We start from the raw sequence: 24,436 nt of genomic DNA on the forward strand, positions 1-24,436 counted from the left end.
GCGTGTTCCTGGTTTGCGTCTGCCCGCCGGCACGGGTCCGCTCACGCGACCGCGCCGTCCCTGCGCGCGAGCAGGTCCGTCATGGCCGCCACCGGGAGCGGGCGGCTGAAGAAATACCCCTGGCCGAATTCGCAGTTCAGCTGCCGCAGCCTGTTGGCCTGCTCCCTGTCCTCGATGCCTTCGGCGACGGCGCCCAGCCCGGCCGAGTGGATCAGCTGCAGGATGGCGGCGACGAAGGTCTCCTGCTGCCGGTCCGTGGTCAGCCCGTCGAGCAGCGACTTATCGATCTTTGCCTGCGCGGCGGGGAGCGTGCGCAGGTAGCTGATGGAGGAATAGCCGGTGCCGAAGTCGTCGATCTCGATCCGGACGCCGAGGTCATTGAGCGACTGCATGGTGGCGGCCACTTCGGGGCCGCCGCGCATGATCGCGGTTTCGGTGATTTCGATCGAAATATGGTGGGGCTCGACGCCGTGCTGGGCCAGAAGGCCTTCGACATAGGGTGCCAGATCGACGTGGTGCAGGTCCGCGGGGGAGAGGTTGATGTGCGTGCTGAAGTCCGCGGGAAGCCCCGGATCGGACTTCCAGCGGCCGGTTTGTGCGATGGCGTTCCGGAGCACCCAATGGCCGATTTCCACGGTGAGCCCGGCCTCGTCGGCGGCGTCGAGGAAGGTGTCCGGCCCCAGCAGGCCCAAGGCCGGGTGGCGCCAGCGGATCAGGGCCTCGGTGCCGGCGATCGCTCCGGTGCGCAGGTCCATGATGGGCTGGTACTCCAGCTCCAGCTGGTCCATCGCCAGTGCGGTCCGCAGCTCGGCCACCTGGTGGACCCGCTGGATGGCGGCCTCGTGCATGGCCGCGGAAAACACCAGGAGGGTGTCCCTGCCGCGTTTCTTGGCCTCGTGCATGGCGATGTCGGCATCGCGGATGAGTTCCTCGCTTCGCAGGCCGGGCTCGCCCAGCCGGACACCCGTGCCGGCCGTAAGGGCGACCGCCACACCGCCGGCAACGATTCTGTCCTTCAGCGATTCGCCGAGCCGGGCCGCAGTCTGCAGCACGGACTCCGTGTCCTGGTCCGCGACGAGCACCGCGAATTCATCGCCGCTGAGGCGTGCGATCAAATGGCCCGGCCCGGCCGCGGCGCTAAGCCGCAGGGCCGTCTCGCGCAGCACAGCGTCCCCGGCGGCGTGGCCGAGACTGTCGTTGATGAGCCGGAAGGAATCAAGGTCCATCAGGATCAGGGCCGGCTGGCGTCCCGTGCCCGCCCCGGCAACGGCTTCGGCCACTTTTTCCTGCAGCAGCGAGCGGCTGGCCAGGCCGGTCAGCTCATCGGTGTTGATGACGCGCCGGAGTTCGGCTTTCGCCGCCTCCAGGAGCGCGGTCCGCTCGGCGACCCGGACTTCCAGGTCCTCGTACATGCTCTGGAGCTCTTCGGCCAGCAGGTTGATGCCGGTGGTGACTGCGTCTATCCCGTCCCGGGCCGGTGAGACCGGCAGCCGGTTCGACAGATCGCCCGAGGACAGTACGACGATGCCGTCCACGAGTTCCTCGAGGCGGCGGTCATCATCACGCCCCGTCATGGCCCTGCGAGGTCAGCCAGCGGACCGCCTCTTCGCCGTTGGTGAAAAAGCGTGTGGGAACCGGCGCGGAATTGACGCCGAGGAAGAAGTTGGCGAGGACCCGGTCCACGGCGGAGGAGCCGAGGAGTGCGATTGCCGAGGCGTCGCAGTGCTTGGCGAACACGGCCCGGGCGGCCCGGCTGACGGACTCCGTGGTGGCCATGTCGATCAGCAGCGGCGTGGGCCGGCCGCCGCACAACTCATTGACACGATCCATGGCCAGCTGGGCGTTGGGGGCATCAATCACCACGCCGCGGGCCCACTGAAGGCGCAGGATGCCGTTGCTGTCGAAGTCCAGGGACGAGATGTCGCGCCCGTCCTGAGTTTCACGATCCTCGTGTGGCACCAGCAATCCTCAATTTCGCCCCGACATGTCCCCTTCATGATGACACTAACGCACAGTGGCAGGGGTGCGCAGGCCGCCAACCCGCCGGGGCGGCAGTCCTAGGCGGTGGCGCGGGCCCGTTTCCGGGTCACGGAGTTCTTCCGGGCTGTGTGCAGCATGTCCACGGTCAGTACCAGCAGCGCCAGCCAGACGACGCCGAAACCGGCCCACCGGTCCGGTGTCATGGTTTCCTTGAACACGACGAGCGCCACGATGAACTGCAGGACGGGCGCGAAGTACTGCAGCAGCCCGATCGTGGTCATCGGCAGACGGCGGGCGGACGCGCCGAAGAACAGCAGGGGCACCGCGGTGATGACGCCTGACGCCACCAGCAGCCAGAAATGTCCCGCACCGTTTGTGGCCAGAGTTGCCGACCCGCTTACCGCGAGGAAGATCATGGTGGCCGCAGCCACGGGCGCCAGGACGATCGTCTCCACGGTGAGGCTCGTGATCGCCTCCGCCCTCGGGCCCACGCGCTTCTTGACGAATCCGTACAGGCCAAAGCTGAGCGCGAGTGTCAGTGCTATCCAGGGGAGCTTGCCGTAGGAGACTGTGAGCACCCCGACGGCCACGAAGCCGATGCCGACGGCGGCCCACTGCAGCGGCCGCAGCTTCTCCTTCAGGACGAAGACCCCCAGCAGCACGGAGACGAGCGGGTTGATGAAGTAGCCCAGCGAGGCCTCCACGGCCTGGCCGGTGGTCACGCCGTAGGTGTACGTCAGCCAGTTCACCGCGATCAGCGCAGCGGCGATGGACAGCGGCCCAATCACCGTGCGGTCGCGGAACGCGGCAGCCAGCACCCGCCAGGACCGCGTGACGGTGATGAGCAGGACGCAGAACAGCAGCGACCAGACCACCCGGTTGGCGACAATTTCGACCGCGCCGGCCGGATGCAGGACGTAGAAGTACAGGGGCAGCAGCCCCCAGAGCCCGTAGGCGCCGATACCGAACAGGATTCCCGCCGTCGTGTCCTTGTCCACCGGCGCCGGCCCGGCCGGCCGGACCGGCGCCGGCCCTGCTCCAGCGGCCGGGCCGGCCGGCGCTGTCAGTGGGGCGGGGGACAAGGATCCTTCGGGCTTAGGCACAAGACCAATAACACCACCTGCGCGGCGCCTATTCCTGCCAATCGGAGCGCGAGCGGGCCGGTCACATTTAGAATAGGGGCCTGTGCGCTGTATCTACTGGCGCTGTCCCTAAGACTCAGAAGGGCTCCCGGTGTCCAACTCGGCCGAATCCACATCCTCCCGTCCCCTCCGTGTCGCGATTGTTGGCGCCGGCCCGGCCGGTGTCTATGCCGCGGACATCCTGACGAAGTCCAATGAGGTCAAGGACGGCGACTTCCAGGTCAGCATCGACCTCTTCGAGGCATATCCGGCGCCCTACGGCCTCATCCGCTACGGCGTGGCTCCCGACCATCCGCGGATCAAGGGCATTGTCAACGCGCTCCACAAGGTCCTCGACCGCGGCGACATCCGCTTCCTCGGCAACGTCACCTATGGCCGGGACCTGACCCTGCATGACTTCCGCGCGTTCTACGACGCCGTTATCTTCTCCACCGGCGCCATCAAGGACGCGGACCTGGATATTCCCGGGATCGGCCTGGAGGGATCCTTCGGCGGGGCCGACTTCGTCTCCTGGTACGACGGCCACCCGGACGTGCCGCGGGACTGGCCGCTGGAGGCCAAGGAGATTGCGGTGATCGGCAACGGAAACGTGGCCCTCGACGTGGCCCGCATGCTGGTCAAGCACGCCGATGAACTCCTGGTCACCGAAATTCCGGACAACGTCTACCGGGCGCTGAAGGATTCGCCGGTCACCGACGTCCACGTGTTTGGCCGCCGCGGCCCGGCCCAGGTGAAGTTCACGCCGCTGGAGCTGCGCGAACTCAGCCACGCCAAGGATGTGGACATCGTCCTGTATCCCGAGGACTTCGAATTCGACGAGGCCTCGGACGAGGCCATTCGCAGCAACAACCAGGTCCGGACCATGGTCAACACCCTCACGAACTGGCTCGTCGAGGAGCACGCCGAGGCCGAGGAACCGTCCTCGCGCCGGCTGCACCTGCACTTCCTGCACAGCCCCGTCGAAATCTATGGATCAACAGACGACGCCGCGAACCCCGGCAAGGTCGCCGGCATCAAGTTCGAACGCATGCAGCTGGACGGCACCGGGAACGTCAAGGGCACCGGGGAGTTCCTCGACTACCCCGTCCAGGCCGTCTACCGCGCGATCGGCTACCACGGTTCGCCGCTGGATGAGCTGGAATACGATGCCCGCCGCGGCGTCGTCCCGAACGAAGGCGGCCGGGTGCTCGACGCCGAAGGCAACGCCGTGCCCGGAATCTATGCCACGGGCTGGATCAAGCGCGGCCCCGTCGGGCTGATCGGCCACACCAAGGGCGACGCGCTGGAGACCATCGGCTTCCTGCTCGAGGACCGGCTGACGCTGCCGCCGGCGCAGAACCCGGACCCGCAGGCCATCATCGACCTGCTCCAGGAGCGCGGCATCGAGTACACCACGTGGGAAGGGTGGATCAAGCTCGATGCCCACGAACTCGCCCTCGGCGCCGAGTGGTCCGCGGCGGAGTCCGCCAACGGCATCGAACGGGAGCGCATCAAAGTGGTGCCGCGCGAGGACATGATCGAGATTTCCCGCGGATAGCCTAAGTCCGCGGGCGGCAGAGGCCGGTGCGTTTCCAAACGCCGCGGGCGGAACTAGACTGGGCCGGACGAGGCGGCCTTTGGCACGCCGTCGAGCCCGTCCGGTGGGAGTTCAATGAGGAAACTGGTCCATCCCGAAGCACTGTTGCCGCCGGCAGGCGGAGTACCTGCAGCGCTGCGCCAGCAATATGCCAGCGCGGGCCATGAGCAACTGGACTCCCGTGGGCTGGCGTTCTCCGAGGGCCTGCAGCTGCCCGGGATCAGCAGCCTGATTCAGGAATCGTGGCAGCGCTCCGTCCGGCTGCACGCCAACCCGGACAACCCCGAGGCGCCGCTGGCCATGGACCGCGAGGAACTCGAAGAATACCGCCGCCAGCACCCCCTGGCCGCCATCATGCCCGTGATCCACAAGCTGCTTGTCCTGCCCAGCCACGACAGCGGAATGCTGGTAGCCGTGGGCGACGAGGTCGGCAGGCTCCTCTGGGTGGAAGGGGACGCCGCCCTGCAGCGCCGTGCCGAGGGCATGATGTTCGTCCCGGGCGCGGACTGGTCCGAAGCGACGGTCGGCACCAGCGCCCCCGGCACCGCGCTGGCCTTGGGCCGGGGAATCCAGATTTCCGGCGCCGAGCACTACAAACGCTCCGTGCATCCGTGGAGCTGCACGGCGGTGCCATTCCACGATCCGGATTCCGGGGCCCTGCTGGGGGTTGTGGACATCACCGGCACGGAGTCGGCCGTGGCCCCGCACACGTTGTCGCTCGTGGAGGCGACGGTCGCCGCGGCCCAGGCGCATCTGCGGGTCGAGCGGCTGCAGCTGGCCGCCGCCGGCCAGTCCTCGCAGTCCAGGCGGCGGAACTCGACGCCGAAAACGGCCGGCGGCCCGGGCACCAGCAGCCTCTACCGCAACAGCCTCCAGCTGCTCGGCCGCGACCAGGCCCTGCTCAGCATTGACGGCCGCACCGTGGCCCTGTCCGCCCGGCACAGCGAGATCCTGGCCCTGCTCAGCATCCACCCGGCGGGGCTGAATGCCGAGGAGCTTTGCGCCCTCCTGTACCCCGGGGACGCCTCCACTATGACGTTGCGCGCGGAGATGGTGAGGCTGCGCAAGGTACTTCAGCAGATCAACCCCGATGCCGTCCCGCAATCACGCCCCTACCGGCTGCCGCTGGACCTGGTTCCCGACGCCGGACAGGTCCTGGACTGCCTGCAGCGCGGCGCCCACCGGATAGCGCTGGAAATCTACCGCGGCGCCGTGCTGCCCCGCTCCGAGGCGCCCGGCATCGTGGAACTGCGGGCCAGGGTCTCCGCGCTGATGCGCGAGGCCCTGCTGACGGACGGCAGCGCGGAGTCGCTCCTGAAATACGCCGCGCTGCCCGAAGCAAAGGACGACGTCGACGTCCGCAGCGCCGCGCTGAAGCTGCTGGCACCGCGCTCGCCCAAGCGCGCCGCCGTCGTCGCCGACCTGGAACGGCTGGACCGCGAGCTGAGCGCCTGACCGTCGCGGACCGGCGGAATGCCCCGCCAGTGACCTGGCTCACTGCGGTTGCAACCTGACTGCAACCTTGGCGCGCCTACGCTGGGTGCAACGGGGGCCGGAAGCGCCTTGCAGCCCCCCATCTTGCACAGCAAAGGAGCTAGCAATGACTGTTTACGCCCAGCCCGGAACCGAGGGCTCGAAGGTCACCTTCAAGGACCGCTACGAAAACTGGATCGGCGGCGAGTGGGTTGCGCCGGTCAAGGGACAGTACTTCGAGAACATCACCCCGGTGACCGGCAAGGCTTTCTGCGAGGTGGCCCGCGGCACCGCCGAGGACATCGAACTGGCGCTGGACGCCGCCCACAAGATTGCACCGTCCTGGGGCAAGACCTCCGTGGCCGAGCGTGCCGCGATCCTGAACAAGATTGCCGACCGGATCGATGAGAACACCGAGATGCTCGCCGTCGCCGAGTCCTGGGACAACGGCAAGCCGATCCGCGAGACCCTCAACGCCGACATTCCGCTCGCCGCCGACCACTTCCGCTACTTCGCCTCCGCCGTGCGCGCCCAGGAGGGCCGGCTGTCCCAGCTCGACGACGACACCACCGCGTACCACTACCACGAGCCCCTCGGCGTCGTTGGCCAGATCATCCCCTGGAACTTCCCGATCCTCATGGCCGTCTGGAAGCTCGCCCCGGCCCTCGCCGCCGGCAACGCCGTCGTCCTCAAGCCGGCCGAGCAGACACCGTCCTCGATCCTGGTGCTGATGGAACTGATCAGCGACCTCCTGCCGGCCGGCGTCATCAACGTGGTCAACGGTTTCGGCGTCGAGGCCGGCAAACCGCTGGCCTCCAGCCCGCGGATCCGCAAGATCGCCTTCACCGGCGAGACCACCACGGGCCGCCTGATCAGCCAGTACGCCAGCCAGAACCTGATCCCGGTCACCCTGGAGCTTGGCGGCAAGAGCCCGAACATCTTCTTCAACGACGTCGCCGACACCAATGACGCGTTCTACGACAAGGCCCTTGAAGGCTTCACGCTGTTCGCCTTCAACCAGGGCGAGGTCTGCACCTGCCCGTCCCGTGCCCTGGTCCAGGACGGCATCTACGATTCCTTCATGGCCGACGCGCTGGCCCGGACCCAGAAGATCATCCAGGGCAACCCGCTGGACACCGAAACCCAGCTTGGCGCCCAGGCCTCCAACGACCAGCTGGAGAAGATCCTGTCCTACATCGACATCGGCAAGCAGGAAGGCGCCAAGGCCCTCACCGGCGGTGCCCGTGCCGAACTGTCCGGCGACCTGGCCGGCGGCTACTACGTGCAGCCCACTATTTTCGAGGGCCACAACAAGATGCGGATCTTCCAGGAGGAGATCTTCGGCCCCGTGGTGTCCGTGACGCGCTTCAGTGACTACAACGACGCCATGGGGATCGCCAACGACACCCTCTACGGCCTCGGTGCAGGCGTCTGGTCCCGCAACGGCAACGTTGCCTACCGTGCCGGCCGCGAGATCCAGGCCGGCCGCGTGTGGGTCAACAACTACCATGCCTACCCGGCCGGTGCCGCGTTCGGCGGATACAAGTCCTCCGGCATCGGCCGCGAGAACCACTCCATGATGCTGGACCACTACCAGCAGACCAAGAACCTCCTGGTCAGCTACAACGAAAACAAGCTCGGCTTCTTCTAAGCCGCAATTGACCCGGGCGGGGCGGATCGGCAGTGATCCGCCCCGCCCGCTCCATCTGTATGCCTACGCGGAAGGACGCCGGCTCACCGCACCTGCCTTTTAGCTACACCCAAGCTTGATGACGCAAGGATTTCGCTATGACGACGACAACGACGACTTCAATGCAAGCCGCAGTAGTAACCGAATTTGGCAAGGACCTGCAGATCCAGACCCTCCCCGTTCCCGTGCCGGGCCGGGGTGAGGCGCTCGTCAAGGTTCTGACTACCGGCGTCTGCCACACCGACCTCCATGCAGCGCAGGGCGACTGGCCCGTAAAACCAACCCCGCCGTTCATTCCCGGCCACGAAGGAGTGGGCGAGGTCGTGGCCCTCGGGGAAGGCGTCACCGATCTAGCCGTCGGAGACCTGGTTGGCAACGCGTGGCTCTGGTCCGCGTGTGGCGACTGCCAGTTCTGCCGGACCGGCTGGGAAACACTCTGCGAGGCCCAACAAAACGCCGGCTACAGCGTGGATGGCTCCTTCGGCGAATACATGCTCGTGGACAGCCGCTTCGCCGCCCGCATCCCCGCCGGCTCGGACCCGGTCGAGGTAGCGCCGGTTCTCTGTGCCGGCGTCACTGTCTACAAGGGCCTGAAGATGACCGAGGCCAGGCCGGGCCAGTGGGTCACCATCTCAGGGATCGGCGGACTCGGCCACATCGCCGTCCAGTACGCCGTGGCCATGGGGTTGCGGGTTGCTGCGGTGGACATCGCTGACGACAAGCTGGCCCTGGCGAAGAAGCACGGGGCAGAGCTGACAGTCAATGCCCTGCACGAGGATCCCGCCGAAGTCATCCAGCGCGAAACCGGAGGTTGCCATGGAGTCCTGGTCACGGCTGTGCACCCGTCGGCATTTGGCCAGGCGATCGGAATGGCCCGCCGCGGCGGAACCATTGTTTTCAACGGCCTGCCGCCGGGGGATTTCCCGGCACCGATCTTCGAGATTGTGCTCAAGGGCCTGACCGTCCGCGGCTCGATTGTTGGCACCCGGCAGGATTTGCAGGAAGCCCTCGATTTCTACGCCCAGGGCAAGATCCACCCCACCGTTTCCACCCGGGAACTCTCGGAGGTCAACGCCGTTCTCGACGAGATGAAGCACGCCAAGATCGACGGCCGAGTGGTGCTGAAATTCTGATGCAGGAAGGACTCTGATGCCGGAGGCAAAGCTCGACGCCGCCGTGACCCGCCCCGGGGAGGAATTCTCCCGGGTGGCGCTCACGCGGGAGTCCGTGGACCTGCTCCGTAAGCTCTGGATACAACACGGTCCCTTGATGTTCCACCAGTCGGGCGGCTGCTGCGACGGGTCCTCCCCCATGTGCTATCCGGCGGGGGAGTTCCTGACCGGCGACTCCGACGTCTTGTTGGGACTGTTCGACATCTCCGACGGATTGCAGCCCCAGCCGCTGGAATTCTGGATGTCGCGTGAACAGTTCAACTACTGGAGCCACACGCACCTGACCGTCGACGTCGTCCCCGGCCGGGGGAGCGGCTTCTCGGTGGAAGCGCCGGAAGGCAAACGGTTCCTCATCCGCTCCACCCTGATGGAAAACTGGCCCGTCTGACCCGACACCCCGGCCCGGCCGGGGCCGCCGCGGAACAGCTTCCGCGGCGGCTCCGGCCGGGCCTTTGTCTCACTATGTGGGACAAATCGGGCCGTCCAGTGGATGGACTCTAAGATGGATAGGTCTGTTTCCACCCCAGTTATCGAGATTGCGGACTTTCCTAATGAACCTTTTCCGGACCAAATCCATCGAGCAGTCCATGTCCGACGCCGATGAACCCGGACGCAAGCTGAAGCGCACGCTGAGCACGTGGGACCTCATGATCATGGGGGTCGCGGTTGCCGTGGGCGCCGGGATCTTCTCAGTCGGTGCCAAGGCCGCCGCGAACTTCGCCGGCCCCGCCGTCACGATCTCCTTCGCGATCGCCGCCGTCACCTGCGCGCTCGCGATCATGTGCTACGCCGAGTTCGCCACCGCCATCCCGGTGGCAGGCTCCGCCTACGTCTTCACCTACGCGACCATGGGTGAGATCCTGGCGTGGATCATCGGCTGGAACCTGATCCTCGAACTCTTCACCGCCGGCGCCGTGATTGCGAAGTACTGGGGCATCTACCTCAGCAAAGTCTTTGCGCTCATGGGCGTGGACATTCCGCCGTCGATTTCCCTGGGCGGCGTCGACCTCTACTGGGGCGCCTTCCTGATTGTTGCCATCTTCACCGTGCTGCTGGTCCTCGGGACCAAGCTCTCCGCCCGCGTCGGCAACATCTTCACGCTCATCAAGATCGCGGTGGTCCTCTTCGTGATCGTCGTCGGCTTCACGTACGTGAAGTTCGAGAACTACGCCCCGTTCGTCCCGGCCTCCGAGCCGACCGGAGGCACCGGCACCGCGGATGTCCTCAAGCAGTCGTTCTTCGGCTTCCTGACCGGCGCCGCCCCTGCCCAGTACGGAACCCTCGGGATCTTCGCCGGCGCGGCCCTGGTCTTCTTCGCCTTCATCGGCTTCGACGTCGTCGCCACCTCGGCCGAAGAGGTCAAGAACCCGCAGAAGACGCTGCCCCGCGGCATCTTCGGCGGCCTGGCGATCGTGACCGTGCTGTACATCCTGGTGTCTCTGGCGTTGACCGGCATGGTGTCCTACACCCAGCTGGCTGAGGCCAAGAACCCGACGCTCACCACGGCTTTCGAGGCGGTCGGCAATACCGACGCCGCCAAGGTCATTGCCTTTGGCTCCCTCGTGGGCCTGACCACCGTGATCATGGTGCTGCTCATGGGCCTCTCGCGTGTGGTGCTCGCGATGAGCCGCGACGGGCTGCTTCCGCGCTCCCTGTCCAAGACCAGCTCGGTGCGGGGGACGCCGGCCCGCCTGCAGATCATCTGCGGCGCCGGAGTGGCGCTCGTCGCCGGCCTGACCAACGTGGACCTGCTCGAGGAAATGATCAACATCGGGACCCTGTCCGCCTTCGTGATGGTGAGCCTTGGCATCCTGGTGCTGCGCAAGAAGCGCCCGGACCTGAAGCCGGCCTTCCGTGTCCCGTTCGGCAAGGTGGTCCCGGTCGTCTCTGCGGTCCTGTGCCTGTACCTCATGACGAACCTGGCCGTGGAAACCTGGATCTTCTTCGCCATCTGGCTCGTGATCGGTATTGCGATCTACTTCGCCTACGGCCAGCGCCACTCCCGGCTGAACGAAAAGTTCGCGGAGGCCCGCGCCTCGGTGAACGGTACGGCCACCTCAAGCGCCGTCAGCGCGGCCGGAGCACCCGCGGAGGACCACGAGGACGCGCTCACCCGCTCCTAAACCGGGCGCGATCGGCCCCGACGCATCGAAGTCGCCGGAGCAGTGCGGATTCGCCGGAAATTTCCGGCGTAGTCGCACGGCTCCGGCGACTTCGGCGTTCGGGCGGCGTTCGGGCAGCGTTCCGTAAGGGCGGCGCTCCCTAAGATGGACACATGGCCCGCCCAGCACGACCCGAACGCAAATCAGAGTTGCTGTCGGCAATTCTCGACTACCTCATGGACAAGACCCTGGCGGAGCTGACCTTTCGCGGCCTGGCCGACGGGCTGGGCGTCAGCAGCTACGTGTTGGTCTACCACTTCGGGCACCGCGAACAACTGATCAACGAGATCATCCGCGGCATCGAGTCCCGGCTGGACAGCATCCGCGCCACCGACGTCAGGGACATCGACCGGGACGCGTGGCGGGCCTTCCTGCTTGAGTCCTGGCAGTGGACCATGGCGCAGCGCAACCGGCACCTGGCCCGGCTTGAATTTGAGGCCACCGCGCAGGACATTGTGGCGGCGGTGCCCCGCGGCACAGCGCAGGAGCACTTCCGGATGCTGCACGAGAAGGCCCGGGACTGGCTGGTCATCCAGGGCATCCGGCCGGAATTCGCCGACACCGACGCCCGACTGTTCACCGCCGCGTTCTACGGGCTGCAGTTCGATTTCGTCGTCAACAACCAGCCCGAGGAAGCCAGCAAGGCCTTTGAGCTGATGATGCTGGTCTTCTTCAACAACCTCGACAGGCGCCTCGCCACCGACGGCCAGCACATCTGAGCAGTACCTCAGGGAGCGGCGTAGCGGCCCTCCCACTCCACGAGGGGACGCAGTTGCTCCCAGCGCTGTGCCACTTCCTCCACCGCCCCGGGACCCGCAAGCCAGCCGGGCTGACCCACGTTGACGCCGGCCGTGAGGGATTTATGCTTCAGCAGCTCCGCCCGGGGATGGTCCTTGTCGAAGCCCCTCGGCACCGTCTTTAGCCGTTCGCCCTCCACCGCGAACCCTGCGGCCTCGACCTTCCGCACGATCGCCTGCAGGGCATCGCCGCTGGCGGGATCGTCCACGGCACCACGAAAGCGTGCCAGCTGGGCCGGAGTGTGGGTGTGGCAGCCGCCGCCGATCAGGAGGCCATCGGCGCTGAGCTGGATATAGAAGCCCACGCCTTCGTCCACGGCAGCGAAGGCCCCCTGCGCGGTCTTATAGGGTGATTTGTCCGGCGAGAACCGGACATCCCGGTTGGGGCGAAAGAGCTTGGCCGGTCCGAAGCGTGGCTCCAGCCCGGCCAGCAGCTGGGTCAGCGGCTCCTTCACCGCGGCCTCGTAGACCGGCTTGTGTTCCAGCCACCAGTCCCGGTTGTTGTTCTGTTCAAGATCGGCGTAGAACCGGAAGGCGTCACTTGGGATGCCTGCGAATGGAGTGCCAGCGAAAGCGGTCATGCCCAAATCCTACGGAGCCGCGGCACGCGGAGGCGAGGGGCACGCGCGCCCATGTGGATAACCGCAAAACGCCCCGCCACGGGAGTTCGTGGCGGGGCGTTCTGTTGGCTCCAGCGGCCACCGAAGGCCGGTCACCGGCCGCCCAAGCGGCCGTCAAGTCCGTCAGTCAGGCAACCTTCGACGCAACGATCAGACCTTGTTGGCGGCCTCGGCGTCGGACTCAACCTGGCCGGCACCGAGGTTGGCGCGCAGCTTGGCGCCGAATTCGGCGTCGACGTTGGTCCAGTACTGGATGGCGCGTTCCTTGATGCCGGCGTTCTTGACGCCGCTGACGGCGCCGGTGACGGTCTCCAGCAGGCGGGCCTTCTCGCCCTCGTTGTACACCTCGCGGTACAGCGTGCCGGCCTGGCCGAAGTCGCCGTCCTCGGCGTGCAGGGAGTGCGCGGAGAGCGTGAGCTCGCCGTCGTTCTCCCAGCCGCCGCCTGCAACGCCGGGCTCAACGGCAGCCGGGCCGCCCACGGAGTTCGGTGCGTACACCGGAACGGACGGGGCGTTGAAGTGGTAGCGCCCGGCGCCGTCCTGGCTGTAGTTGTTGACCTGGCTCTTGGGCAGGTTCACCGGGAGCTGGGCGTGGTTGGTGCCGACGCGGTAGCGGTGCGCGTCCGCGTAGGAGAAGATGCGGGCCTGCAGCATCTTGTCCGGAGAGGCGGCGATGCCCGGCACGAAGTTCGACGGTGCGAAGGTGGCCTGCTCGATCTGCGCGAAGTAGTTCTCCGGGTTCTTGTTCAGCTCCATGGTGCCGACCTTGACCAGCGGGTAGTCCGCGTGCGGCCATACCTTGGTGAGGTCGAAGGGGTTGAAGCGGTACGTCTTGGCGTCCTCGTACGGCATGACCTGGACGTGGAGGTCCCAGGAGGGGAAGTTGCCGGCGGCAATGTTTTCCTGGAGGTCGCGGATGTAGAAGTCGCCGTCGGCGCCGGCAAGGGCCTCGGCCTCGTCGCCGGTCATGGACTTGACGCCCTGGTTGGACTTGAAGTGGTACTTGACCCAGAACCGCTCGCCCTCGGCGTTGATCCACTGGTAGGTGTGCGAGCCGTAGCCCTGCATTTCACGCCAGGAGGCCGGCAGGCCGCGGTCACCCATGAGCCAGGTGACCTGGTGGGCGGACTCGGGGGAGAGGGTCCAGAAGTCCCACTGCATGTCGGCGTCGCGCAGGTGGGTGCCGGGGAGGCGCTTCTGGGAGTGGATGAAGTCCGGGAACTTGATGCCGTCGCGGATGAAGAACACCGGAGTGTTGTTGCCCACGAGATCGTAGTTGCCCTCGGTGGTGTAGAACTTCACGGCGAAACCGCGGGGGTCGCGCCAGGTGTCGGGGGAGCCTGCCTCGCCGGCAACGGAGGAGAAGCGGATGAGCATGTCCGTCTCAACGCCGGGCTGGAACAGTGCGGCCTTGGTGTACTTCGAGACGTCCTCTGTGGTCTTGAAGGTACCGAAGGCGCCGCCGCCCTTGGCGTGGACGACGCGCTCCGGGACGCGCTCGCGGTTGAACTGCGCGAGCTTCTCGATCAGGTAGTGATCGGTCAGGATGATCGCGCCGTCGGCGCCGACGGTCTGGGAGTGGGCGTCGGAAGTGACGGGAGCCCCGGACTGTGTCGTGGACACGGCGGGCGCAGAGATGATCTCAGTCATAGTTCTCCTTGGGTTGGGTTTCTTAGTTTCGTTCGGAGGGAAGCTGTTGGGTGCGCTGACACTCCTGGCAGATGCCCTGGTACAGCACGTCCGCGATCTGGATGGTCATCGGCTTGGCGTCCGCGTTCCAGTGCGGGGTCAGGCAGGGCGCGTGGCCCACGGCGCATTCGACGTCCTCCACCCGGCCGCAGCTGATGCACACGGCATGGTGGTGGTTGTCCCCGACCCGCGTCTCGTACAGCGCGGGGGAGTGCGGGGGCTCAAAACGGCGCAGCATGTGCAGATCCGTGAGGTCCCCGAGGACCACGTAGACGGACTGGGCGGTCAGGTCCGGCAATTCCTGCCGGGCGGCGGCAAGAATTGCCTCTGCCGGCGAATGCGGGTGATGTTCGACGGCGGCCAGCACGGCCAGGCGCTGCTTGGTCACCCGGCGGCCGTGGGCACGCAGGGCGGCTGCCCATGCGTCGTGGGTGCCCGAGGAATCCGTCATACGCTCATTCAAGCACTTATTATGACTGTCTCACAATAAGGCGAGGCTAATATTGTCCGGCCGTGTCACAGTGCACTCCCGGTTCGCCACTAGAGTTGCCCGGTGGAGAAATTGTTGGCGGACATCACGCCGTTGCGTGAAAGTCCGGCCTTCCGCCGTCTGTGGCTGGGGTCCGCCGTCTCCGCCCTGGGCAGCCAGCTGACCCTGGTGGCGGTCAGCCTGGAGGTCTACCGGCTGACCCAGGACAGCCTCTACGTGGGCCTGCTGAGCCTCTTCGCCCTGGTGCCGCTGGTCTTTGGGGGCCTCCTGGGCGGATCGATCGCCGACGCCCATGACCGCCGCACCGTAGCTCTCCTGGCCTCATCCGTCCTCTGGCTGACCACCGCCGCGCTCGCCCTCCAGGCCTGGCTGGAAGTGGGCAACGTGTGGCTGCTCTACGCGCTCGTGGCGGTGCAGAGCGGTGCCCAGGCCATCAACCAGCCGGCCCGCAGCGCCATCATCCCGGTGCTAGTGCGCAAGGAGTTGCTGCCGGCCGCGAATGCCCTGAGCATGATGATTTTCGGGCTGACCATGACCGCCGGCCCGCTGCTGGCCGGCGTGCTCGTGGCGTGGGTCGGGTTCGGCTGGACGTACACGATCGACGTCGTCAGCTTTGCGTTTGCGTTCTGGGCCCTCCTGAAACTGCCTTCCATGCCGCCGGGCGAGCACGCCAGGCCGGCCGGGCTGCGTTCCGTGGTGGAGGGGTTCCGTTTCCTTGGCACCAGGCCCAACCTCCGCATGACGTTCGTGATTGATCTCGTGGCCATGATCTTTGCCCAGCCCCGGGCGCTCCTGCCGGCCATCGGCGCGTTGATGATCGGCGGCGGTGAGACCACGGTGGGGATCCTGTTGGCCTCGATGGCTGTGGGGGCGTTCCTGGCCGGCCTGTTCTCGGGGCCGCTCGGCGGCGTCCGCCGGCAGGGGGCCGCGGTGGTGTGGTCTGTGATGGGCTGGGGCGCCTCGGTGGCGGCCTTCGGCCTGGTGGTGGTCCTGGCCGGTCATTCCGGCGACGACGGCGTGGGCGTGTGGCTGCTGCCCGCCGCCCTGTGCTGCGCGCTGGCCGGCATCGCGGATTCCGTGAGCGCAGTCTTCCGGACCACCATCCTGCAGGCCTCCACCCCCGACCATCTGCGCGGGCGCCTCCAGGGCGTCTTTGTGGTGGTCGTCGCCGGCGGGCCCCGGATCGGGGACATGCTGGCAGGCGGCGCGACTAAACTTTTGAACGAGGGGTGGGTCCTGCTGCTCGGCGGCACGTTGTGCATCGCCGTGGCCTGGATATTGGCCCGCCAGCAGCGCGGATTCCTGCGGTACGACGCGCGGAACCCGGTGCCGTAGCGGTTCGTTTTCCTTGGTAGGTCAGTGAATTACAGGGCATCAGCTCGCAGTACACGTATCAGGAGGACCAGTGCACAAGCATCACAACGGACTGAAGACCGCGGCGCTGTTCGGAGTGCTGTGGGCGGTCCTGCTGGGCCTGGGGGCGTTCATCGCCGCGGGGACCCGCAGTGCGGCGCCGATCTGGATCATGGCCCTGATCGGGGTCTGCACCACGGCCTACGGGTACTGGAACAGCGACAAGCTCGCCATCCGTGCCATGCAGGCCTATCCCGTCACGGAGGCCGAGGCGCCCCAGCTGTACCAGATCGTCCGGGAGCTGTCCGGCCGGGCCAACCAGCCGATGCCGCGCATCTACGTCTCGCCCACCATGGCGCCAAATGCCTTCGCCACCGGCCGGAACCCCCAGAACGCGGCGGTGTGCTGCACGGAGGGCATCATGCGCATGCTGGACGCCCGCGAACTGCGCGGCGTCCTGGGACATGAACTGATGCACGTCTACAACCGGGACATCCTGACGGCGTCGGTGGCGGCCGCCGTCGCCGGCGTCATCACGTCGGTGGCGCAGATGATGTTGCTGTTCGGCGGCGGGGACCGCCGCAATGCGAACCCGTTCGCCGCGATCGCCATGGCCCTGTTGGCCCCGTTCGCCGCATCCCTGATCCAGATGGCCATCTCCCGGACACGGGAGTACGACGCCGACGAGGACGGCTCGTCGCTGACCGGAGATCCGCTGGCGCTCGCCTCCGCCCTGCGCAAGATCGAGCAGGGCGTGCAGCTGGCGCCGTTGCCGCAGGACCAGCGGCTGGTCAACGCCTCGCACATGATGATCGCCAACCCGTTCAAAGGCGGAGGCGTGGCCAAGATGTTCTCCACCCACCCGCCCATGGCCGAGCGGATCGGCCGGCTGGAGCGGATGGCCGGGCGGCCGCTCAACTGAAGGTGACTGCGGGTCTGGCGATGCGCGAGTAGTTCCGCGACACGCAAAAGGGCTGGCGACACGGGAACACCGGTGTCGCCAGCCCTTTGGCGCGTCGAGCGGCAATTGGCGCCGCGGACGGGCCGCTAGCTGCGGAAGTTCACGAACTGCAGGTCGGCCTCGTCGAAGCCCTTCAGCAGGTTCATGGTCTCCTGGAGGTCATCGCGGGACTTCGAGGTCACCCGGAGCTCGTCGCCCTGGATCTGTGACTTGACGGACTTGGGGGCCTCGTCCCGGATCAGCTTGTTGATCTTCTTCGCGAGGTCCTGGGCGATGCCCTCCTTGATGGAGGCCTCCAGCCGGAATTCCTTGCCGGAGGCGTAGGGCTCGCCGGTGTCGAGGGACTTCAGCGAAATGCCGCGGCGGATGAGTTTGGACTGCAGCACATCGAGCACCGCGAGCACCCGTTCCTCGGAGTTGGCCTTCATCAGGATCTTCTCGCCGCTGAAATCGACCTCGGCGCCGACACCCTTGAAGTCGTAGCGCTGGGCAATTTCCTTCTGCGCCTGGTTCAGCGCGTTGGCGACTTCCTGCTTGTCTACCTTGCTGACGACGTCGAACGTGGATTCGCCTGCCATGACTTTCCTCCTGATGGTTGCCGGGTGCCTGCATGAGGCCGGGATGTCTGCATTCCAGACTAGTACGGATGCCCCCGATGTGGCTGCCGGCCTTGCGTCCCGGGTTTCACAGTCCGCTCATAGCTCAATCACGGCGGGAACGAAGCCGGGCTGGCCAGAGTTGCAAGAGTTGGAACCGCTGCTGAAAGGCAAGAACATGCACCAAAAGGCCGTCCGCTACGTCAACCGCACCACCGCCGCCGCTGCCAGCACTCTGGCCGCGACGGCGAGCTCCGTTGCCGCCGCCGCGCTGGCGGCGTCCATCATCCTGAGCCCGGCCGCCGACGCATCAGTCCGTATGGACGGGGTCCACACGGACCTGGCCCGTGCCGTCCAGCTGAACCAGGTCACCGCCGAGCAGGCGGCCCGATTCGAGGCAAGGCTGGCGGGGCGGATTCTCGGCGAGGCCTGAAGTTCCGCGGATTCTGGCCCATTTTTGGCCCTTTTATGATCTACTGCGGCGCCGATTCGATTCTTCGGCGGAAGTTCTGTAAAGTTGTCTTGCCCGCGGGTGCTGGAAGCGGAACGGACTGGAAACAGGCGTTCCGGGACTGGAAACCGCGAGTGATCTTCTTTTGAAGTTCGGCAGATTACCCGAGCGGCCAAAGGGGGCTGACTGTAAATCAGCTGGCAACGCCTACGGGGGTTCGAATCCCTCATCTGCCACCCTCGGAAAAGCCTCCGGAACCATTAGGTTCCGGAGGCTTTTTCTTTGTCCATCCCCAACGGCCCGTCTCTACGGTGCAGGGGCCTGTCTCAAAGTCCCGCTCAGTCAATCGGTGGATTTGGAATGGTTATCGTGGTGCCGGCGGGCGGAATCCATTCGCCGCCGTTCAGCAGGTTCAGGTTGGCTATCCGCAAGGCATAGAGCGGGACGCCGTAGCGGCTCGCGATGCCCGCGGGAGTGTCTCCGGCGCTCGCCCTGTAGAGGAGCTGTCCTTGCCCGTCCTGCCCGGTCACCCTGCCGCTGGCCCCTAGCTGGGGCACGTCCACGCCCCTGAGGTCGATGATCTCTCCGGCGGCAACGGACTCCGCTTCGTTGAAGCTCTTGAGGATCTCCGGAGTCATCCGGAAGTGGGCGGCGATGCCCTCCCAGGTGTCGCCGTCGACGGCCGTGTAGCGCATCGGCAGGAGGAACCCGTTCACTTCGGTCGTCCCCCGCAGGCCTCCGGGCGCCGGGGCCGTTGCGGGGGCGGACACTGCCGGATGCCCCGCCGGGGCCCCGCCCGGGGCATCCGCGCCGGAAGAACAGGCTGCCAACAGAATGACGAGAGCCGCCGCGAGGACCGCGGCAAGAAGAACTGCGGCGGCGGGCCGGGCCCGATGTGCGCCGGAACCGAGATTCACCCTGGGTGTCCTGTCGATCGGGGCCTCCCCCCGAGGCCCGTTGCCGCCAATTATTCCATACGTTTTATGAAACTCTTTGTTCTGCCAGGCGGCGCCCGCGTGTTCGGTATAGTGCCGGTCATGGACGACAAAGCGATCTTGCACACCTACCTGCGCACGCGGCGCCAGGACCTCCTCGGAAAGCTCGAAGGCCTCAGCGAGTATGACGTGCGCCGGCCCCTCACGCCCACGGGAACCAACCTGCTGGGACTGGTCAAGCACGTGGCCAGCGTCGAACTCGGTTACTTTGGCGAGGTCTTTGGCCGTCCCAGCGAGCTGAAGCTGCCGTGGTTTGCCGACGACGCGGAGCCGGATGCGGACATGTGGGCAACCCCCGGCGAGACGCGGGAGCAGATCACTGAGCTGCACCGGCTCTCGGCGGCCCACAGCGATGTCACCATCGATGAACTCCCGCTCGACGCGCCCGGTGTGGTGCCCTGGTGGCCGGACGAGCGCAAGCACGTGACCCTGCAGCAGATCCTCGTGCACATGTGCGTGGAGACCGCCCACCACCTCGGACACGCCGACATCCTGCGCGAACTCATCGACGGCAGCGCGGGCCAGCGGCCGGGGGATCCGAACCTTTCGCCGCGCACTGCCGAAGGGTGGGCCGTGCACCGGGCCCGCATCGAGGCGGCCGCCGTCGCTGCCGAAGCAGGGGCGGCAGGCCGCTAGGACGGGCAGCTGGTGGCAGCCAACAGCATCCGCCGGCCACTGCCGCGGACCGCCGACGACGCCGCGCCGTTTCTGCAAGCAAAATCTCAGTTTTCGGCGCGGAGCCAACGTAGGGTAGTCCGGTCCGCTGTTGAAGAAGAAGGAGCATTCGTGAAGTCGTTTGCCTGTGGTGATGTGGTTCCCGGTTGTGACGCCCGCTGGGTGTGCAGTACCGACGATGAAATTCTGGTCAATGTGGCCGCCCACGCGGCGTCCGCACATGGGCTGGAGGAGCTGCCGGCCGACGTCGTGCAGTCGATCCACAGAGCCATCGTTCCCGTTAGTTGATTCACGCGGCAGGCGGCCTCCCGCCCGACGCCGGGGCCGCGCCGGGCCCGGATTGGGAGAAACAGCTGGCGGCCGCCTGCCGGGGTGTTGGCCTTTCCGCGGCCTACCAGCCCATTGTTGATACCGCGCGCGGCACAGTGGTGGGCTACGAGGCCCTGGCCCGGTTTCCGGGTTTCGCCGAAAAAAATCCTGAGAAGTGGTTTGCAGCCGCGCGCACGCACGGCCTGGCAGCCGGACTCGAGGCCGCAGCCTTGCGGGCGGCGCTCGCGGCGCGCCCCACATTGCCGCCGAACTGCTTCCTGACCCTCAACGTCTCGCCCGAGCTGCTGCTGACGGAGGAGATCCGTGCCATCTGGCGCGGGCAGGGAAACCTTGCCGGACTGGTGGTCGAGCTGACCGAGCAGACCCCGATCGACTCCTACCTGGAGCTCGAGCCCGACCTCAACGCGCTGCGCGCCGCCGGCGCGCTGATCGCCGTCGACGACGCCGGTGCCGGCTATGCCGGGCTCCGGCACCTCCTGGCCCTGCGGCCTTCCCTGATCAAGCTGGATCGCGAACTGATCCAGGATGTTGACCGCGACGAAGCCAAGCGGGCCCTGATCTCCATGCTCGGAACCTTTGCCAGCCGCGTCGATGCCTGGATCCTGGCCGAGGGAGTGGAGCGCGTGGAGGAACTGGACGCCCTCGTCGCCCTTGGCGTACCCCTGGTGCAGGGATACTGCCTGGCCCGGCCCGGGCCGGCGTGGGAAAAAATCGATCTCGAGGTCGCTCACCGTCTGGCGGCGAACCCACCGGCGACGCAGCAGAGCATCATCCGGGACATCGTGGAACCCGCGACGACGGCCGCCACCACTGCGACGGCGGCGGCCGCGTTTGATGACAACCCGGCCCTGCAGTCGGTGGTGCTGATGGGCGATCATTTGCGGCCCGTTGCGGTGCTCGACCCCTCCGCTGCGGCCTTGGGCGTCGTGAGCCCTGGAATGCGGGTCAACCTGGACACGCCGCTCAGCGAAGCCCTGGCGCGTTCCATGACGCGGACCCAGGCCAACCGGTTTGACCCCCTGCTGGTGACGGACAACGCCGGCCGCTTTGCCGGCGTCGCCCGCATGGAGCGGATGATCACGGCGCTGGCCGCGGACAGCTAACCGTCCCCCGGGTCCGGACCGCCGGGTTGTCCTTCCCGCAACTGGCCTTCCAGCAGCTGGTCCGTGGCGGGATCGGGCAGGCCATCGAAATAGCGGTCCAGGACGTCGCGGAATACGGGTTCGCCGGGCGCCGCCCGCCGGAACAGCGTCATGGATGAGTGCAGCTTCCGGGTGTCGATGCCGCCGAAAATTTGCACCGAGGACCGCCCCTGAAGGTCGGCCACTGCGGCGGCAGCCTCCCGCAGCCGTGGGCCAAGGACGCCGTGCCGGCAGTAAGCACGGGCCTCGGCCAGGGAGGAGATGGCGTACTTCCGGGCGGTTTCGCTGCGGCCCAGGCCCGCGAGCTGGGGGAAAACGAACCACATCCAGTGACTCCTCTTCGTGCCTGACCGCAACTCAGCCAAGGCGTGCCCGTAGGTTCCGCCGGCGTCCTGGGCCGCCACGAACCGTTCAAGATCGTAAGGGTCTTCCATGCCCGCTAGGCTACGTCCCCCGGTGCCGGAGTGACAGCACGTCGACAGGCCGCCCGCGGGCGAAGGGGTCATTCGGCCGAGGCTAAATTGTCGGTCCCGGGCGTATCGTGTCCCCCATGGCGAATGTCTTGGAGATGGTCGGCGTTGTGAAGCGGTTCGGGCCCGTGGTTGCCTTGAATGGGTTGGATTTTTCCGTCGAGGCGGGCGAGGTCCACGGCTTCCTCGGACCGAACGGTTCGGGCAAATCGACAACGATCCGCCTGTTGCTGGGCATGCTTCGCGCCAATGCCGGCTCAATCCGGGTGCTGGGCCTTGACCCGTGGCGCGACGTCGCGAGCCTCCACCGGCGCCTTGCCTACGTCCCCGGGGATGTGGCGTTGTGGCCCAACCTGACCGGCGGAGAAGTGATCGACCTCCTCGGCCGGCTTCAGGGCGGCCAGGACCTGGCGCGGCGGGCACAGCTGTTGGAGCTCTTCGACCTCGATCCGACCAAGAAGTCCCGGGCCTACTCCAAAGGCAACCGGCAGAAGGTGGCCCTGGTCGCCGCCCTGGCCACCGACGCTGAGCTGTTCCTGCTGGACGAGCCCACCAGCGGACTGGACCCCCTGATGGAGGGGGCCTTCCGCGGCTGTATCCGGGAACTGCGGAACCAGGGCCGCACGGTATTGCTCAGCAGCCATATCCTCAGCGAGGCCGAGGCACTTTCGGACCGCGTGAGCATTATCCGTGAGGGCCAGGTGGTGGAGACGGGGCGGCTTGATGAGCTCAGGCACCTGACCCGTACCTCCGTCACCGCCGATGTCGCGGTGGTGCCGGCGGGCCTGGATGCCCTGCCAGGCGTCCACGACGTCGTCGTCACGAACCACCGCGTCAGCGCCCAAGTGGAACCGTCCGGCCTGGCCCCCTTCATGCGGGCGCTGACCGACGCGGGACTCGTCGCGCTGACCAGCCAGCCGCCCACCCTGGAGGAGCTCTTCCTGCGCCACTACGGCGCGGCGGTGCCCGTGGCCGCGGCCGGGTCGAGCAGCGGACGCACCGCAGATGCGTGAAACGTTGGCGGGGACCGGAGTCCTGATCAGGCTCGGGCTCCGCCGCGACCGATGGCTGTTGCCGGCATGGATCGCCGGATTCGCCGCGACAACGTATTCAACCGCGGTAGCCGGCGCCGAGCTCTACCCCGATGTGGGAAGCCGGGTCGAGGCCGCGACGGCGCTGAATGCCACGGCCTCGCTCGTGGCCCTCTTCGGCAGGGTCTACGACCCCACGTCCCTCGGTGCCCTGTCCCTCATCAAATACACGGCGTTCATGGCTGCCATCCTGGCCGTCCTGATGGTGTTCATCACCGTCCGCCATACCCGCAGCGACGAAGAGTCCGGGCGGCTCGAGCTCCTGGGCGGGGGCCGGATGGGGCGCGACGCGCCGCTCGCGGCCGCCCTCACCATCAGCTTCGGAGCCAGCATTGTCCTGGGGCTGGTCACGGCGGTGTCATTGGCAGCCGGTGGACTTCCGGCCGCCGGCTCGATCGCGTTCGGACTGGGCTGGGCTGCCACCGGCATGGCGTTCAGCGCCGTGGCCGGGGTCACCGCCCAGCTGACGGCCAGCGCTCGGGCGGCCACCGGAATGAGCCTCGGCGTCGTTGCCGTGACCTATACGCTGCGGGCGGTGGGGGACCTCGCCGAACCGGGGCCCTCCGCCCTGTCCTGGCTTTCGCCGATCGGCTGGAACCAGCAGATCCGGGCCTTCGCCGGGGACCAGTGGTGGGTGCTCGCCCTGCCACTGGCGCTGTGCGCCGTACTCGTGCCCGTGGCCCTGGCCCTCCGCGCCCGCCGGGACCTCGGCTCCGGCCTGCGCCAGGAGCGCCCCGGCCCGGCGCGCGGCTCGCTCCGCGGGGTCGGGGACCTCGCCGTGCGGCTCCAGTTCCGGCTGCTGGCGGCCTGGGCGGTCGCCTTCGTGGTGTTCGGCGTGGTGATCGGATCGCTGGCCGGCAACGTCACGGACTTGTTAAGTTCGCCCAACGCGCAGGACTTGATCATGATGCTGGGCGGAACCCAGGCCATGACGGATGCCTTCATTGCCGCGGAGATCAGCATCATGGGACTGTTGGCCGCTGCCTACGGACTGTCCGCGGCCAGCCGGCTCCGTGACGAGGAGACCGACGGCCACGTCGAGGCACTGCTGGGCACCGCCACCACCCGGCCGCGGTGGGCGACCAGCCATTTCGCCCTGGCACTGGCCGGCGTCGCCGTGCTCATGCTGCTGGCCGGAGTGTCGGTCGGGGCCGGCGCAGCCACGGTCCTGGCCGATGCCAATCAACTCGGCCGCGTCACTCTGGCAGCTGCGGCCCAGATCCCCGCGGCCTGGGTCATGACCGCGGCGGTGTTGGCGGTGTTCGGCTGGGCTCCCCGGCTGACCGGGACGGTCTGGGCCCTGCTGTTGCTCTTCGTCGCGCTGGGTGAGTTTGGTGTGCTGTGGAACGCCCCGGAGTGGCTGATGGAGCTCTCCCCGTTCCGGCACTCGCCGCTTCTGCCGTTGGATTCCGGCGCCGCCGGGCCGTTGCTCGGACTTACGGTGACTGCCGCGGCGCTCGCCGCGGTGGGATATGCCGGCTGGCGCCGCCGGGACCTGGCCCCGTAAGCGGGCCAGGCCAGCCACTACTCGCCAATAGAGGGCAGCGGTAATATCAGATTCGAGAGTTCCCGGCGCATTCC

24 protein-coding genes and 1 tRNA gene are annotated in these 24,436 nt (G+C 67.2%); 16 read left to right on the forward strand and 9 right to left on the reverse strand.

Features of this window, described 5'->3' with window-relative positions:
• Positions 1–41 precede the first annotated feature (41 nt).
• From B5X90_RS03040 to rarD, 3 genes are all read right to left on the reverse strand, one after another.
• Entirely contained in the window at positions 42–1,574 is a 1,533-nt protein-coding gene (locus B5X90_RS03040) for a putative bifunctional diguanylate cyclase/phosphodiesterase (protein ID WP_079550040.1), read from the reverse strand.
• Positions 1,561–1,965, reverse strand: coding sequence for a DUF7793 family protein (locus B5X90_RS03045; protein WP_079550041.1), 405 nt, complete (start codon positions 1,963–1,965; stop codon positions 1,561–1,563). Before B5X90_RS03045 ends, B5X90_RS03040 begins: the two co-directional genes overlap by 14 nt.
• Positions 1,966–2,057: 92 nt before the next feature.
• The gene (gene rarD / locus B5X90_RS03050) at positions 2,058–3,083 is read right to left on the reverse strand and encodes an EamA family transporter RarD (RefSeq protein ID WP_372702865.1); all 1,026 of its coding nucleotides are present in this window, start codon (positions 3,081–3,083) and stop codon (positions 2,058–2,060) included.
• 130 nt (positions 3,084–3,213) lie between these two features.
• Between rarD and B5X90_RS03055 the strand changes: the two genes are divergently transcribed.
• The 7 genes from B5X90_RS03055 to B5X90_RS03085 all read left to right on the forward strand — a co-directional run bounded on the left by B5X90_RS03055 (position 3,214) and on the right by B5X90_RS03085 (position 11,914).
• Complete coding sequence (locus B5X90_RS03055) at positions 3,214–4,659, forward strand: FAD-dependent oxidoreductase (protein ID WP_079550043.1); 1,446 nt, start codon at positions 3,214–3,216, stop codon at positions 4,657–4,659.
• 114 nt (positions 4,660–4,773) lie between these two features.
• Positions 4,774–6,153 (forward strand): GAF domain-containing protein, encoded by a 1,380-nt coding sequence (locus tag B5X90_RS03060; protein ID WP_079550044.1) that lies wholly within the window; start codon positions 4,774–4,776, stop codon positions 6,151–6,153.
• 145 nt (positions 6,154–6,298) lie between these two features.
• The gene (locus B5X90_RS03065) at positions 6,299–7,822 is read left to right on the forward strand and encodes an acetaldehyde dehydrogenase ExaC (protein WP_079550045.1); all 1,524 of its coding nucleotides are present in this window, start codon (positions 6,299–6,301) and stop codon (positions 7,820–7,822) included.
• 161 nt (positions 7,823–7,983) lie between these two features.
• Positions 7,984–8,994 carry an alcohol dehydrogenase AdhP gene (gene adhP / locus B5X90_RS03070; protein ID WP_079550046.1) on the forward strand — a complete coding sequence of 337 codons (1,011 nt, stop codon included), beginning with the start codon at positions 7,984–7,986 and terminating at the stop codon, positions 8,992–8,994.
• Between the two features lie 16 nt (positions 8,995–9,010).
• Positions 9,011–9,421 carry a DUF779 domain-containing protein gene (locus tag B5X90_RS03075; protein ID WP_079550047.1) on the forward strand — a complete coding sequence of 137 codons (411 nt, stop codon included), beginning with the start codon at positions 9,011–9,013 and terminating at the stop codon, positions 9,419–9,421.
• 163 nt (positions 9,422–9,584) lie between these two features.
• Entirely contained in the window at positions 9,585–11,156 is a 1,572-nt protein-coding gene (locus B5X90_RS03080) for an amino acid permease (protein WP_079550048.1), read from the forward strand.
• 152 nt (positions 11,157–11,308) lie between these two features.
• Positions 11,309–11,914 carry a TetR/AcrR family transcriptional regulator gene (locus B5X90_RS03085; protein WP_079550049.1) on the forward strand — a complete coding sequence of 202 codons (606 nt, stop codon included), beginning with the start codon at positions 11,309–11,311 and terminating at the stop codon, positions 11,912–11,914.
• An 8-nt stretch (positions 11,915–11,922) separates the two neighbouring features.
• On the opposite strand, the gene B5X90_RS03090 is transcribed toward B5X90_RS03085, so the two are convergent.
• The 3 genes from B5X90_RS03090 to B5X90_RS03100 all read right to left on the reverse strand — a co-directional run bounded on the left by B5X90_RS03090 (position 11,923) and on the right by B5X90_RS03100 (position 14,752).
• Complete coding sequence (locus B5X90_RS03090; RefSeq protein ID WP_079550050.1) at positions 11,923–12,573, reverse strand: DUF2461 domain-containing protein; 651 nt, start codon at positions 12,571–12,573, stop codon at positions 11,923–11,925.
• A gap of 189 nt (positions 12,574–12,762) precedes the next feature.
• A complete protein-coding gene (locus B5X90_RS03095) occupies positions 12,763–14,262 on the reverse strand; it encodes a catalase (RefSeq protein ID WP_079550051.1) in 1,500 nt (499 codons plus the stop codon).
• Between the two features lie 22 nt (positions 14,263–14,284).
• Positions 14,285–14,752 carry a Fur family transcriptional regulator gene (locus B5X90_RS03100; RefSeq protein WP_079550052.1) on the reverse strand — a complete coding sequence of 156 codons (468 nt, stop codon included), beginning with the start codon at positions 14,750–14,752 and terminating at the stop codon, positions 14,285–14,287.
• A 102-nt stretch (positions 14,753–14,854) separates the two neighbouring features.
• Here B5X90_RS03100 and B5X90_RS03105 point away from each other — a divergent pair, with 102 nt between their 5' ends.
• The gene (locus B5X90_RS03105; RefSeq protein ID WP_079550053.1) at positions 14,855–16,126 is read left to right on the forward strand and encodes an MFS transporter; all 1,272 of its coding nucleotides are present in this window, start codon (positions 14,855–14,857) and stop codon (positions 16,124–16,126) included.
• A gap of 70 nt (positions 16,127–16,196) precedes the next feature.
• On the forward strand, positions 16,197–17,066 hold the full coding sequence (htpX, locus tag B5X90_RS03110) for a zinc metalloprotease HtpX (protein WP_079550054.1): 870 nt from the start codon (positions 16,197–16,199) through the stop codon (positions 17,064–17,066).
• Positions 17,067–17,191: 125 nt separating this feature from the next.
• Here the strand turns inward: htpX and B5X90_RS03115 are convergent, their stop codons facing one another.
• Positions 17,192–17,683: a YajQ family cyclic di-GMP-binding protein gene (locus B5X90_RS03115; protein WP_018773569.1), complete on the reverse strand. Its 492-nt coding sequence runs from the start codon at positions 17,681–17,683 to the stop codon at positions 17,192–17,194.
• 196 nt (positions 17,684–17,879) lie between these two features.
• On the opposite strand from B5X90_RS03115, the gene B5X90_RS03120 reads away from it, so the two are divergent.
• Positions 17,880–18,134 (forward strand): hypothetical protein, encoded by a 255-nt coding sequence (locus B5X90_RS03120; RefSeq protein WP_026266458.1) that lies wholly within the window; start codon positions 17,880–17,882, stop codon positions 18,132–18,134.
• Between the two features lie 172 nt (positions 18,135–18,306).
• Positions 18,307–18,388, forward strand: a tRNA-Tyr gene (locus B5X90_RS03125).
• A 102-nt stretch (positions 18,389–18,490) separates the two neighbouring features.
• Here B5X90_RS03125 and B5X90_RS03130 read toward each other — a convergent pair.
• Positions 18,491–18,868, reverse strand: coding sequence for a LysM peptidoglycan-binding domain-containing protein (locus B5X90_RS03130; protein WP_143264637.1), 378 nt, complete (start codon positions 18,866–18,868; stop codon positions 18,491–18,493).
• A 267-nt stretch (positions 18,869–19,135) separates the two neighbouring features.
• On the opposite strand from B5X90_RS03130, the gene B5X90_RS03135 reads away from it, so the two are divergent.
• From B5X90_RS03135 to B5X90_RS03145, 3 genes are read left to right on the forward strand one after another with little or no spacing between them, the layout of a single operon-like run.
• Positions 19,136–19,783 carry a DinB family protein gene (locus B5X90_RS03135; protein ID WP_372702866.1) on the forward strand — a complete coding sequence of 216 codons (648 nt, stop codon included), beginning with the start codon at positions 19,136–19,138 and terminating at the stop codon, positions 19,781–19,783.
• A gap of 12 nt (positions 19,784–19,795) precedes the next feature.
• Positions 19,796–20,110: a DUF1059 domain-containing protein gene (locus tag B5X90_RS21515; protein WP_256860028.1), complete on the forward strand. Its 315-nt coding sequence runs from the start codon at positions 19,796–19,798 to the stop codon at positions 20,108–20,110.
• On the forward strand, positions 20,107–21,255 hold the full coding sequence (locus B5X90_RS03145) for an EAL domain-containing protein (protein ID WP_079550057.1): 1,149 nt from the start codon (positions 20,107–20,109) through the stop codon (positions 21,253–21,255). The genes B5X90_RS21515 and B5X90_RS03145 overlap by 4 nt, the downstream gene beginning before the upstream one ends.
• Here B5X90_RS03145 and B5X90_RS03150 read toward each other — a convergent pair.
• Complete coding sequence (locus tag B5X90_RS03150) at positions 21,252–21,728, reverse strand: DUF1810 domain-containing protein (RefSeq protein ID WP_079550058.1); 477 nt, start codon at positions 21,726–21,728, stop codon at positions 21,252–21,254. The genes B5X90_RS03145 and B5X90_RS03150 overlap by 4 nt on opposite strands.
• Positions 21,729–21,844: 116 nt before the next feature.
• Between B5X90_RS03150 and B5X90_RS03155 the strand changes: the two genes are divergently transcribed.
• Both B5X90_RS03155 and B5X90_RS03160 read left to right on the forward strand, forming a co-directional pair.
• Positions 21,845–22,777 carry an ABC transporter ATP-binding protein gene (locus B5X90_RS03155; RefSeq protein ID WP_079550059.1) on the forward strand — a complete coding sequence of 311 codons (933 nt, stop codon included), beginning with the start codon at positions 21,845–21,847 and terminating at the stop codon, positions 22,775–22,777.
• The gene (locus tag B5X90_RS03160) at positions 22,770–24,362 is read left to right on the forward strand and encodes an ABC transporter permease (protein WP_079550060.1); all 1,593 of its coding nucleotides are present in this window, start codon (positions 22,770–22,772) and stop codon (positions 24,360–24,362) included. The genes B5X90_RS03155 and B5X90_RS03160 overlap by 8 nt, the downstream gene beginning before the upstream one ends.
• Positions 24,363–24,436 lie beyond the last annotated feature (74 nt).

It is taken from the genome of Arthrobacter sp. 49Tsu3.1M3, assembly GCF_900168135.1.
Classification (GTDB): Bacteria; Actinomycetota; Actinomycetes; order Actinomycetales; family Micrococcaceae; genus Arthrobacter.